The 10679-nt window shown below is 55.3% G+C and carries 14 protein-coding genes and 1 pseudogene; 5 read left to right on the top strand and 10 right to left on the bottom strand.

Annotated features, from left to right (window positions below; translation table 11 throughout):
- Positions 1-194 precede the first annotated feature (194 nt).
- Together ACQ4WP_RS28475 and ACQ4WP_RS28470 are read right to left on the bottom strand one after the other, a co-directional pair.
- Positions 195-617 (bottom strand): hypothetical protein, encoded by a 423-nt coding sequence (locus ACQ4WP_RS28475; protein WP_436526561.1) that lies wholly within the window; start codon positions 615-617, stop codon positions 195-197.
- Positions 618-700: 83 nt separating this feature from the next.
- Positions 701-1072, bottom strand: coding sequence for a hypothetical protein (locus ACQ4WP_RS28470; RefSeq protein ID WP_436526559.1), 372 nt, complete (start codon positions 1070-1072; stop codon positions 701-703).
- A 111-nt stretch (positions 1073-1183) separates the two neighbouring features.
- On the opposite strand from ACQ4WP_RS28470, the gene ACQ4WP_RS28465 reads away from it, so the two are divergent.
- The 3 genes and pseudogenes from ACQ4WP_RS28465 to ACQ4WP_RS28455 all read left to right on the top strand — a co-directional run bounded on the left by ACQ4WP_RS28465 (position 1184) and on the right by ACQ4WP_RS28455 (position 2594).
- Positions 1184-2122, top strand: a complete 939-nt coding sequence (locus tag ACQ4WP_RS28465) for a transposase (RefSeq protein WP_436526557.1) — start codon at positions 1184-1186, stop codon at positions 2120-2122.
- Positions 2123-2178: 56 nt separating this feature from the next.
- Positions 2179-2395 (top strand): annotated as a pseudogene (locus ACQ4WP_RS28460) (MerR family transcriptional regulator); the annotation flags it as partial.
- A gap of 13 nt (positions 2396-2408) precedes the next feature.
- The gene (locus tag ACQ4WP_RS28455) at positions 2409-2594 is read left to right on the top strand and encodes a hypothetical protein (RefSeq protein WP_436526563.1); all 186 of its coding nucleotides are present in this window, start codon (positions 2409-2411) and stop codon (positions 2592-2594) included.
- A 43-nt stretch (positions 2595-2637) separates the two neighbouring features.
- On the opposite strand, the gene guaA is transcribed toward ACQ4WP_RS28455, so the two are convergent.
- The 4 genes from guaA to ACQ4WP_RS28435 all read right to left on the bottom strand — a co-directional run bounded on the left by guaA (position 2638) and on the right by ACQ4WP_RS28435 (position 6627).
- The gene (gene guaA, locus ACQ4WP_RS28450) at positions 2638-4248 is read right to left on the bottom strand and encodes a glutamine-hydrolyzing GMP synthase (protein WP_436526555.1); all 1611 of its coding nucleotides are present in this window, start codon (positions 4246-4248) and stop codon (positions 2638-2640) included.
- Positions 4249-4314: 66 nt separating this feature from the next.
- Positions 4315-5775, bottom strand: coding sequence for an IMP dehydrogenase (gene guaB / locus ACQ4WP_RS28445; RefSeq protein ID WP_099377100.1), 1461 nt, complete (start codon positions 5773-5775; stop codon positions 4315-4317).
- Between the two features lie 131 nt (positions 5776-5906).
- Positions 5907-6203, bottom strand: a complete 297-nt coding sequence (locus ACQ4WP_RS28440; RefSeq protein WP_436526554.1) for an RnfH family protein — start codon at positions 6201-6203, stop codon at positions 5907-5909.
- Complete coding sequence (locus ACQ4WP_RS28435; RefSeq protein ID WP_436526552.1) at positions 6196-6627, bottom strand: type II toxin-antitoxin system RatA family toxin; 432 nt, start codon at positions 6625-6627, stop codon at positions 6196-6198. The genes ACQ4WP_RS28440 and ACQ4WP_RS28435 overlap by 8 nt, the downstream gene beginning before the upstream one ends.
- Positions 6628-6719: 92 nt before the next feature.
- Between ACQ4WP_RS28435 and smpB the strand changes: the two genes are divergently transcribed.
- Positions 6720-7169: an SsrA-binding protein SmpB gene (smpB, locus tag ACQ4WP_RS28430; RefSeq protein ID WP_034752217.1), complete on the top strand. Its 450-nt coding sequence runs from the start codon at positions 6720-6722 to the stop codon at positions 7167-7169.
- Between the two features lie 316 nt (positions 7170-7485).
- Here the strand turns inward: smpB and ACQ4WP_RS28425 are convergent, their stop codons facing one another.
- Entirely contained in the window at positions 7486-7794 is a 309-nt protein-coding gene (locus ACQ4WP_RS28425; RefSeq protein ID WP_010397665.1) for an H-NS histone family protein, read from the bottom strand.
- Between the two features lie 91 nt (positions 7795-7885).
- Between ACQ4WP_RS28425 and ACQ4WP_RS28420 the strand changes: the two genes are divergently transcribed.
- On the top strand, positions 7886-8206 hold the full coding sequence (locus ACQ4WP_RS28420; RefSeq protein WP_436526550.1) for a hypothetical protein: 321 nt from the start codon (positions 7886-7888) through the stop codon (positions 8204-8206).
- 194 nt (positions 8207-8400) lie between these two features.
- Here ACQ4WP_RS28420 and ACQ4WP_RS28415 read toward each other — a convergent pair whose 3' ends face one another.
- The 3 genes from ACQ4WP_RS28415 to ACQ4WP_RS28405 form a co-directional block, all read right to left on the bottom strand.
- Positions 8401-9345 carry an SPFH domain-containing protein gene (locus ACQ4WP_RS28415; RefSeq protein ID WP_436509459.1) on the bottom strand — a complete coding sequence of 315 codons (945 nt, stop codon included), beginning with the start codon at positions 9343-9345 and terminating at the stop codon, positions 8401-8403.
- Positions 9346-9360: 15 nt separating this feature from the next.
- Entirely contained in the window at positions 9361-9777 is a 417-nt protein-coding gene (locus ACQ4WP_RS28410) for an NfeD family protein (RefSeq protein ID WP_436526548.1), read from the bottom strand.
- Between the two features lie 178 nt (positions 9778-9955).
- A complete protein-coding gene (locus ACQ4WP_RS28405) occupies positions 9956-10453 on the bottom strand; it encodes a Dps family protein (protein ID WP_426072865.1) in 498 nt (165 codons plus the stop codon).
- Positions 10454-10679: the final 226 nt, after the last annotated feature.

Raw genomic sequence — 10679 nt, 5'->3', positions numbered from 1 at the left:
CCAGCTTTACTGCTTCTTCTCGAAGCTCTGGCGTGTATGTTGTTGAGCGTTTCATAAGTTCTCCAGTTGGTGAAGTTTACCAAACAAGAGTGTCCGAAAAAGTCAGGGTACCTCAGTATGTCATTGTCATAAATTTCAAGTAATAGGTGAGTATCTCTCTCTTTTTACTGTAACGTCACGACGAGTTTTAATATTCACTGACATTCCTTTATGGTCTTTGCACTATAAAATAGATCTATAGTATTCGTCCCCTGTCCTTGATGCATGCTCTGTCCCTCTTTGATCTCTAATTTGACTCCTTTTTTGCAAAAAATATTATTTTGACGTTTTTCCCATCCTAACAAAAGAAGCGTATTAATGTTCTTTTGCAGTAAGGCTGAACTCCACCCCTCATCTTTGAATGTTAAAAAATACGTTGCGGAATCTTTCTGTGCCCTTGGTTTCTTGCTAACAATATTGCCTCCATTTTTTAATATTTCATTGACGTCATTTTCCATAAATATCATTTTTTCATGGCCGCTTATTTCAGTTCTATTTTTAATAAATGAAAAAACAAAAACAATAAATATAATGGAGAAAAATGTTAAATGTATTTTTTCTTTAATTTTAATGCTCATATTTATAAAATTTCCAGATGGATGAATTTTGGAATTGCCGATTATTGGTTTATGGGACCTGATGCTACTACGTTGACATTAATTTATGGGGCCGGTACTTTTGATATGCCACCGAATCCGATGCCTACTTCTTTCGCCGTTTCCCCACCTATTGCATGATTAATACCAAGACATGCTCCGTAAGCACAACCACTTAATCCTGCTGATGCTCCAGTCATAAAGCTATCGGTGCTTTTTGCTTTATCTTCACGGCTTCTATTATACTCATAGCTGCTCGGTAAATACCCGAAGGTTGCTGTGGCTCCATTCGAAGCCGCATCAGGAACAAAGCCGCCCGCATAAATTGTACCATTATGTAAATTAATGGAAATGGAGACGCCAAAATTAAGATATTTAGTTGATCCGCTAAGCGATAGATAGTCTGGTAGTGGTATCCCCATTTTTAATGTATCCATGCCAGAGGAAGCTGCCCCTCCAAAACTCCAGCCAGGAGGAACCGAGAAGTTCTCGAGAGGCAGGAGAGGCAGGGTCAGGTCCGCCATTCCGACACGACCTCAGCCATATCAATGTGCAAACCTCTGCGCAATCTCAGCGCCAACGCACATAGCTCAGGTATCGTCTACCGCATGACGCGACCACTAAGACTTAAGTTCGCCGGTGCCCTCTACCTCTACCACGTTACTTCGCGGGGCGACCGGCGTGGCGCAATTTATCGGGACGATACCGATCGCCTTGCTTGGCAAGAAGTATTGGAACTTGTGTGTGAACGGCATCATTCTGTCGTGCACAGTTTCTGCCAGATGAGCAATCATTATCATCTGCTCGTTGAAACGGTCGAGGCGAATCTGTCGCAGGGCATGCGCCAACTGAATGGCTTATATAGCCAGCATTTCAATCGGCGTCACAAGCTTGTCGGACATGTATTGCAAGGTCGCTACAAGGCTATCTTGGTGCAGAAAGAAAACTATCTGTTGGAATTGGCCCGCTACATCATCCTGAATCCAGTCCGGGCGCACATGGTCGTATCACCTGATGACTGGTACTGGAGCAGTCATCACTACTTTTTGGACGACGCGGCACCTCCGTGCTGGTTGGCACGTGACTGGCTCTTGAGTCAGTTTGGCGCTACCCGCGACGAGGCAGTCCCTGCTTACTGCCGGTTTGTCGCGGCCGGGATGGGAGAGCCTAGTCCGCTCGCTTGCACCTGCCACCAGATTCTTCTGGGCGATGACGCCTTCATTTCAGCACATCAACAATCACAGCGTTCTGATGCATTCAAAGATACGCCAAGGTCGCGGCGCCGCGCCATCACGCTGTCATTAGTGCAATATCAAGCCCTCTATAGCAACAGAGACGAGGCAATAGCACGCGCTTATCTATCGACCGCGTTTACCATGCCTCACATCGCCGCAGCTTTTCACGTCTCGAGCAGGACAGTCATGCGACCCGAACTGGCTGCGCTACTTGCCTTGCTCCTCAAACTGCCGAAGGACGCCGTAGCCTGACAGGCGCGAGCCTGGCGTACAATTTCCTCCCCCACAGGCACCCAGCCACAAAGCGCATGAACCAAGCACCATTGAACCAGGAGGAATTGAAAATAGGCGAACTTGCCAGCGGCGCTGGACTGACTACACCATTACGACAACATCAGCCTGCTCAAGTCGTCTGCACGCTCTGCATCTGGCTACCACCTATATAACCGGGCCGATATCGCGCGCTGGCACCAGATACAGGCGGGCCTACCGCTCGCCGAAATCAGCGCCCTGTTGCCCCAGCCAGACCAAGATCCGCATGGCACTCGACAAAGAGCCAGATCTGCTGACCGGCAGCTGGATTAGTGCCGACATGTTCGCCGTCATCGACAGTCCGCCACCACGGTGCAAGGCTAAAACATACCCACAAAAAACCGTGCTTGGCTCTGCCATGGGTTGCTTGCGTTTGCCAGACAAAAAAGCCCCTGAAATATCAGGGGCTTAGCTGTTTCACTGACCGGCGTTACCTTACGGTGCCGGACGGGAGATTATTCCCACTCGATGGTCGCTGGCGGCTTGCCCGAGATATCGTAGACGACGCGGTTGATGCCGCGCACTTCATTGATAATGCGGTTCGACACCTTGCCCAGCAGGCTGTGCGGCAGGTGTGCCCAGTGGGCCGTCATGAAGTCTTGCGTCTGCACGGCGCGCAGGGCCACCACGTATTCGTAGGTGCGGCCATCGCCCATCACGCCCACCGATTTGACGGGCAGGAAGACGGCGAAGGCCTGGCTGGTGGCCTCGTACCAGTTCGCTGGCAGCGCGTCCGGGTCGACGGCCTGGCCGGCGACGAATTCGTATGGCGTGTTGCGCAGTTCTTCGATGAAGATGGCGTCGGCGCGGCGCAGCAGGTCGGCGTAGTCTTTCTTGACTTCGCCGAGGATGCGCACGCCCAGGCCCGGGCCAGGGAACGGGTGGCGGTAGACCATGTCATGCGGCAAGCCCAGGGCCACGCCGAGTTTGCGCACTTCATCCTTGAACAGTTCGCGCAAGGGTTCGAGCAACTTGAGCCTCATGGTGTCCGGCAAGCCGCCCACGTTGTGGTGGCTCTTGATGGTCTGGCCTTTCTTGCCTTTGCCGGCCGATTCGATGACGTCCGGGTAAATCGTGCCTTGCGCCAGCCATTTGGCGTTGACCAGCTTGCCAGACTCGACCTGGAACACTTCGACGAACTCGCGGCCGATGATCTTGCGCTTTTGCTCGGGGTCGGTAACGCCGGCCAGGTGGCCCATGAACTGCTCTTCCGCATCGACGCGGATGACTTTCACGCCCAGGTTCTTGGCGAACATGTCCATCACCATCTTGCCTTCGTCCAGGCGCAGCAGGCCGTGGTCGACGAAGACGCAGGTCAGCTGGTCGCCGATGGCGCGGTGGATCAGGGCAGCGGCCACGGAGGAGTCGACGCCGCCGGACAGGCCCAGGATGACGTCGTCGGTACCGACTTGCGCACGGATTTTTTCCACCGCTTCACTGATATAGTCGGGCATGTTCCAGTCCGATTTGCAGCCGCAGATTTCATGCACGAAACGGCCGATCATGGCCTTGCCCTGCACCGTGTGCGTCACTTCCGGGTGGAATTGCACGCCGTAGAACTGGCGCTCTTCGTCGGCCATGGCGGCGATCGGGCAGCTCGGGGTGTTGCCCATCAACTTGAAGCCTGGCGGCATTTCCAGCACTTTGTCGCCATGGCTCATCCACACTTTCAGCATGCCGTGGCCTTCGTCGGTGACGAAGTCGGCAATACCGTTGAGCAGCTTGGTGTGGCTGCGGGCGCGCACTTCGGCGTAGCCGAATTCGCGTACCAGGCCGTTTTCAACCTTGCCGCCCAGCTGGGCCGCCATGGTTTGCATGCCATAGCAGATACCCAGCACGGGTACGCCCAGCTCGAACACGGCTTGCGGCGCGCGCGGCGAATCGCCGTCCAGGGTGGAATTGTGGCTGCCCGACAGGATCACGCCGGCGGCGCCATAGTTGCGTACGAATTCGTCGCTGACGTCATACGGGAAGACTTCGGAAAACACGCCGGAATCGCGCACGCGGCGGGCGATCAACTGGGTGACTTGGGAACCGAAATCGAGAATGAGGATTTTAGAATGCATGATGGGGACTTTATCTGAGGTCATTACAAAACCGGCGCACTAGGCGCCGGTCTGGTCTGTCGCTAATTACTCTGAACGGTAGTTTGGCGCTTCTTTCGTGATCTGCACATCATGGACATGCGACTCGCGCATGCCGGCCGAGGTGATTTCCACGAATTCCGCTTTTTCGCGCAATTCGTCGATGGTGGCGCAACCGCAGTAACCCATCGATTGACGCACGCCGCCCACCAACTGGAAGATGATCGCCAGCACACTGCCCTTGTAAGCGACACGGCCTTCGATACCTTCAGGCACGAACTTGTCGGCCTTCATGGTGGCGTCCTGGAAATAACGGTCAGCCGAACCATCGGACATCGCGCCCAGCGAACCCATGCCACGGTACGATTTGTAGCTGCGCCCCTGGTACAGGATCACTTCGCCCGGTGCTTCTTCCGTACCGGCAAACATGGAACCCATCATCACGGTGGAAGCACCGGCTGCCAGCGCCTTCGAGATATCGCCCGAGAAGCGGATACCGCCGTCGGCGATACATGGCACGCCCGTGCCTTCCAGTGCTTCGGCAACATTCGAGATGGCCGTGATTTGCGGCACGCCTACACCGGCGACGATACGCGTGGTGCAGATGGAGCCAGGACCGATGCCGACCTTGACCGCATCGGCGCCGTATTCCACCAGCGCCTTGGCGGCGGCGGCGGTGGCGATGTTGCCGCCAATCACTTCCACTTGCGGATACTTGGTCTTGATCCAGCGTACGCGGTCCAGGATACCTTGCGAGTGGCCGTGGGCCGTGTCGACCACCAGCACGTCGACGCCGGCGGCGACCAGCAGGTCGATGCGCTCTTCATCCTTGGCACCGACGCCGACGGCAGCGCCGACCAGCAATTTGCCCTGGCTGTCTTTCGACGCGAACGGGTGGGAAGTCGACTTCTGGATATCCTTGACGGTGATCAGGCCGCGCAATTCGAATGCGTCGTTGACCACCAGCACGCGCTCGAGGCGGTGCTTGTTCATCAGGCGCTTGGCTTCGGCAGTATCAGCATCTTCATTGACGACCACGAGTTTTTCGCGCGGGGTCATCTTGGCGGAGGCTTCCGCGTCGAGTTCCTTTTCAAAGCGCAAATCGCGGTTGGTGATGATGCCGACGACTTCCTTGCCCTTGACGACAGGGAAACCGCTGATGCCGTATTGTTCCGTCAGCGCGATCACATCGCGGATTTTCATTTCTGGTGGAATCGTGATCGGATCACGCAGCACGCCAGCTTCGAAACGTTTTACGCGGGCCACTTCACGTGCCTGGTCCTTCGGGTTCAAATTCTTGTGGATGATGCCGATGCCACCTTCCTGGGCCATCGCGATCGCCAAACGGGCTTCCGTCACCGTATCCATGGCTGCGGACAGCAAGGGAATATTCAGGGTGATATTGCGGGTCAGGCGAGTTTTGAGGGACGTATCGGCGGGCAGAACGTTGGAGTAGGCTGGGACGAGCAACACGTCATCGAATGTGAGTGCTTTTTGAAGTAGACGCATAGCATTTCCTATTGGCGCAAAAGTGAATTATACAGAAGGATCCGCCTTTCGTCCTTGCAGCATAGAAAAGATATTTGAAAATTGCAAAAAATCGCGCTCACCAGGCAGCGCCGCGCCGCCGCCCTGTCCGCTCAGCCCTTAGCTGACTTGCCGCCGGCGCGGCGCCGGCGCGCCTCCTTCGGGTCCGCTTGCAAGGGCCGGTACACTTCCACCCGGTCATGCTCGTGCAATACGGTATCGAGCGGCTTCTTCTTGCCATGGATGCCCACCATATTGACGGCCAGGTCGATGCCGGGGATAGCCTGCAGCAAGCCGCTCAGCGCCACCGCCTGCCCGATGGTGGTGCCCGCAGGCACGTTCAAGGAGCGCAGGAACGTACTATCCGGCAGCACGTGGCAAACCTGCACCGTGATGCCCGCTTCAGCCATATACCGTCTCCGCGCGCTTGCAGAAGGAATCGACCATGCTGTTGGCGATCATGCCGAAAACGGGCCCGATGATCTGTTCGAGCACGCGGCTGGAAAACTCGTAATGCAGGTCCAGTTCTATCTTGCACGCGTCTTCACGCAGGGCCTTGAAGGTCCACACGCCGTCGAGGGTCTTGAAAGGACCGTCCACCAGCTTCATTTTGATGGAGTTGAAAGGCACGTTCTCGTTGGACGTGGTGAAGCTTTGGCGCACGCCGTGGTAATGTATGCCCACGCTGGCGACGACCGTGTTCTCGCCCCGCTCGCGAACCTCGACCGCACCGCACCAGGGCAGAAATTTGGGATAATCTTCCACCGCCGCCACCAGCGCGAACATTTGTTCGGCGCTATAGCCGAGAAAAACTGATTTATGTACTACTGCCATTGAAGAACCATTTGCTATGATGTTGGATATAGTGATTTTATCGCGCTTGCGCGAGACAGTAGTTTAACCGACACGCGCACATTTACCATCTCATGACCATAGCAGACAACAGAAAAGCCTTCCACGACTACTTTATCGAGGATCGCTACGAAGCGGGCATCGTGCTGGAAGGCTGGGAAGTCAAAGCCATCCGCGACGCCCGCGTGCAAATCAAGGAAGCCTACGTCGTCGTCCGCGGCGACGAACTCTTCCTGTTCGGCGCGCATATCAGCGCCCTGCCGACCGCCTCCACCCATATCCATCCGGAAGCCGTACGCACGCGCAAGCTGCTGCTGCACCGTACGGAAATGGATAAACTGATCGGCAAGGTGGAGCGCTCCGGCTATACGCTGGTGCCGCTCAACCTGCACTACAAGGGCGGCCGCGTAAAATGCGAAATCGGCTTAGCCAAGGGCAAGAAGCAGCATGACAAGCGAGCCGCAGAGCGCGACCGCGATGGCGCGCGCGAAGTGCAGGCGGCAATGAAGTCGCACCGCCGCTGATCCGCCATTGCGCGCAGCGTGCTGCGCACGCACCAACAAACCCGGCTATATGTCGGGTTTTATTTTGTCACTATCTGCGGCAAGCGGAAAAAAGCTCGGCGCGACGAAATGAAAACAGGGAAAGGAAGAGATACGGCGGGAATAAGACGAGTATTAGTGAAAATACCGTGGAGATAAGCGATGTGAATCAGCTTTGCCTGTCTGGCCAAAGACGATAAATCAAGAAAGTTCCGGATGCTTGCATGCTGCCTTGTACTACACCTGTACCACTCCACAGGACAAGCATCCGAATGAACGGTGCATTACACCTTCAGCATTACACCTTCAGCAGATCGCGCGACTTGCCCGAATCGGTCCACTCTTTGACCCATTTCGGTTGACGGCCACGGCCAGTCCATTGCTGCGTCGCATCATCCGGATTGCGATAGCGCACTGCGACCGTGCCCGTTTTAGCGCGAATTCCTGTACCAACCAGGTCTTTTACGGAAACGCCGACGCTCTGTGCAATGGCCAGGATTTGCTCGCGCGCTTTGGACAGATCATCCTGTTCGCGTTTCTTCATTTGCTTCTTGATGTCGTCCTGCAAGGTGCGCAGTTCGGACAGGGATAAGCTCGACAGATCCATGATATTTCCTTGTGTGAGTTGAAGAATATAATTGAACAGTTAAATTCTATCCAATTGTAACGCGACTGAGGTGATTTTTCTTAAGATTTGATTGTTTTTTACAATTCTTTTACCAAAAACCCTGTTTCCCTGGCTTTCAAGCACTGCAAACCTCCAATCGCGGGGAGCGGGCATCGCGCATGGACTGTCTGCGCAAGTGCCACTACCTTGTGCGGCTGCGATTCAATACAGCGCCATCGGCAGTATTTATTTTGCAGTACTTTTTGTTTCATTGCAATTTATAGTAATTATAAATTGCAATTCAAAATATACATTGGCCCAATACTATCGCCAATCGCGCATCGCCTGCAAACGCTACCCCGAATCCTGCGCGGCAGATGTCATGCCAATCAAAGAAATAAGCGCCGCATGACAGCACATAATCCCGAAAGTGCGCATAGCATAGCATGAAGGAAATATTTTCAACGTAATTCATTCAGCCGCCGATACTCCAGCCCCGTCCCACCAGATAATCGGGACGGCGCAAATGCAAACTGCCCGCTATGCAGCGGGCAGTATTGTCGAGACCTTGCTACGGGCTTGCTATTCACCCAGCCAGTCAGGTAATCAGGGCATCGCCACGCTGCCTTTCGGCTTCTGCGTTTTCACCACCTGCATCGCCGTGGCGATCAAACCACTCATATCACCCAGATTGGCCGGCACGATAATCGAGTTATTCGTTTTCGCCAATTGCGCGAACGCGCCCACATACTGCTCGGCCACTTTCAGATTGACGGCATCCTCACCGCCCGGCTCGCGGATGGCGGCGCCCACCTGGCGCAGCGCTTCGGCACTGGCTTGCGCCAGCGCGACGATGGCCGTGGCCTGGCCTTCGGCGCGGTTGATCGATGCCTGCTTCTCGCCTTCCGAACGGGCAATCGCCGCCTCCCGCTCGCCAGTGGCGATATTAATCTGCTCTTGCTTGCGCCCTTCCGAGGCAGCAATCAGGGCGCGCTTCTCGCGCTCGGCCGTAATCTGCGCCTGCATCGCATGCAAAATTTCCTTCGGCGGCGTCAAATCCTTGATTTCATAACGCAATACCTTGACCCCCCAATTCGCCGCCGATTCATCGATAGCATTTACGATGGCCGTATTAATATGGTCGCGTTCTTCAAATGTCTTGTCGAGTTCCATTTTTCCGATGACCGAACGCAAGGTCGTTTGCGCCAGTTGCGTAATGGCGGCAATATAATTCGACGAACCATACGAAGCACGCATGGCATCGGTAATCTGGAAATACAGAATGCCATCGACCTGTAATTGCGTATTGTCACGCGTAATGCACACCTGCGGCGGCACGTCGAGTGGAATTTCCTTGAGCACGTGCTTGTAAGCAATGCGGTCAACGAAAGGCACAACGATATTCAAGCCAGGCCCCAATACCGCATGGAACTTGCCCAGGCGCTCCACCACCCAGGCATGCTGCTGCGGCACCACATTGACCGTCTTGAAGACAAATACCAGTGCCAGCAATAACAAGATCAGCGACATGCTTCCGATGCTTACTTCCATAATTTATTCTCCAGTTTATCCAACAATCAAACGGCTGCCACGCACGGCACGTATGGTGTAATGACCGGCCTGCGCATCGCTGCCGGGAATCAGCTCCACATCCCACAAGGCGCCGCGATACATCACGCGCGCCGCGCCATCGACCCAATGCGCGACCGCCACGCTTTGACCGATATCCAGGTTCACATTCGGATCCTGCGCCACATCGCGCCGCGCCGCCCTGCCAAAACGGCTGCGCCGCAATAACAGCGTGGCCGCCACGCCGACAATGGCGGCCGTCACAGCCTGCCAGCTGCCATTGCCGCCCGCCAGCGCCACCAGTCCTCCGGCACTGATGCCGATGGCGATCATCAGCAGATAAAATGTGCCGGTAAACAGTTCCAGGATCAATACCGCGCCAGCTGCTACGAACCAGCCTACCCATTCAGCCATGATGCCTCCATCCTTGTGAATCCGAAAATAAAAAACCCCGCGGCCTATATAAGCGACGGGGTTTAATGCGCAGTACAGCCTGATATTCTTCTTGCCAAACACCTATATACAAGCAGTCTAACGCAATTCCTGATGGCGTCAATAGCCGGGGGACGAATTAGCGCCGCCGGCCCGGCATTTATTCTTCCAGCAGGCTGCGCAGCATCCACGCCGTCTTTTCATGCAAATCGAGGCGCTGCGTGATCAGGTCGGCCGTCGGCTGGTCATTGGCTTTTTCCAGCAGCGGGAACAAACGACGCGCCGTGCGCGCAGTCGCTTCCTGTGCCGACACCAGGTGACTGACCATGTCGAGCGCCGGCGGCACGCCGTCGATTTCCTTGATCGAGGCGAGCTTGACGAATTCCTTGTAGGTTCCCGGCGCCGGATAACCGAGGGCGCGGATACGCTCGGCGATCAGGTCCAGCGCGCCCCACTGCTCCGTATATTGCGTCATGAACATCAGGTGCAGAGTATTGAACATCGGCCCCTTGACGTTCCAGTGAAAATTATGGGTCATCAGGTACAAGGTGTAGCTGTCGGCCAGCAGGCCGGACAGGCCTTCCGCGATCTTCGCGCGGTCCGCCTCGGAAATGCCGATGTCGATCTTTGCCACTTTGCTCGGTTTCTTGCTTGCCATGAGAACTCCCGTTTCAATGTATTGGTGGAATCATTTTAGCTGATCTGGCGCAAGCCCACCAAATACTGCCGTGCGCCGCATGGCAGGATTGAGTAGGGGACGGAGTTGTCCCCGTCGCCCTCTCACACCACCGTACGTGCGGTTCCGCATACGGCGGTTCATTTCACAAGCTGGAAGCGCTGCTGGGTGTCCAGCAGCGAAACTAACCCTAGCGCGTCGAACGTCT

Origin of the sequence: Janthinobacterium lyxosi, from assembly GCF_051380665.1 — a bacterium.
In the GTDB taxonomy this organism is placed as follows: domain Bacteria; phylum Pseudomonadota; class Gammaproteobacteria; order Burkholderiales; family Burkholderiaceae_D; genus Janthinobacterium.
Note: the sequence above shows the minus strand (reverse complement) of the source record. Positions and strands in the feature narration are given on the sequence as shown.

Coding starts and splice junctions, on each gene's coding strand:
- ACQ4WP_RS28475 (WP_436526561.1), bottom strand. CDS start 617: ATGAGCATTAAAATTAAAGAAAAAATACATTTAACATTTTTCTCCATT.
- ACQ4WP_RS28470 (WP_436526559.1), bottom strand. CDS start 1,072: ATGGATACATTAAAAATGGGGATACCACTACCAGACTATCTATCGCTT.
- ACQ4WP_RS28465 (WP_436526557.1), top strand. CDS start 1,184: ATGTGCAAACCTCTGCGCAATCTCAGCGCCAACGCACATAGCTCAGGT.
- ACQ4WP_RS28455 (WP_436526563.1), top strand. CDS start 2,409: ATGGCACTCGACAAAGAGCCAGATCTGCTGACCGGCAGCTGGATTAGT.
- guaA (WP_436526555.1), bottom strand. CDS start 4,248: ATGCATTCTAAAATCCTCATTCTCGATTTCGGTTCCCAAGTCACCCAG.
- guaB (WP_099377100.1), bottom strand. CDS start 5,775: ATGCGTCTACTTCAAAAAGCACTCACATTCGATGACGTGTTGCTCGTC.
- ACQ4WP_RS28440 (WP_436526554.1), bottom strand. CDS start 6,203: ATGGCTGAAGCGGGCATCACGGTGCAGGTTTGCCACGTGCTGCCGGAT.
- ACQ4WP_RS28435 (WP_436526552.1), bottom strand. CDS start 6,627: ATGGCAGTAGTACATAAATCAGTTTTTCTCGGCTATAGCGCCGAACAA.
- smpB (WP_034752217.1), top strand. CDS start 6,720: ATGACCATAGCAGACAACAGAAAAGCCTTCCACGACTACTTTATCGAG.
- ACQ4WP_RS28425 (WP_010397665.1), bottom strand. CDS start 7,794: ATGGATCTGTCGAGCTTATCCCTGTCCGAACTGCGCACCTTGCAGGAC.
- ACQ4WP_RS28415 (WP_436509459.1), bottom strand. CDS start 9,345: ATGGAAGTAAGCATCGGAAGCATGTCGCTGATCTTGTTATTGCTGGCA.
- ACQ4WP_RS28410 (WP_436526548.1), bottom strand. CDS start 9,777: ATGGCTGAATGGGTAGGCTGGTTCGTAGCAGCTGGCGCGGTATTGATC.
- ACQ4WP_RS28405 (WP_426072865.1), bottom strand. CDS start 10,453: ATGGCAAGCAAGAAACCGAGCAAAGTGGCAAAGATCGACATCGGCATT.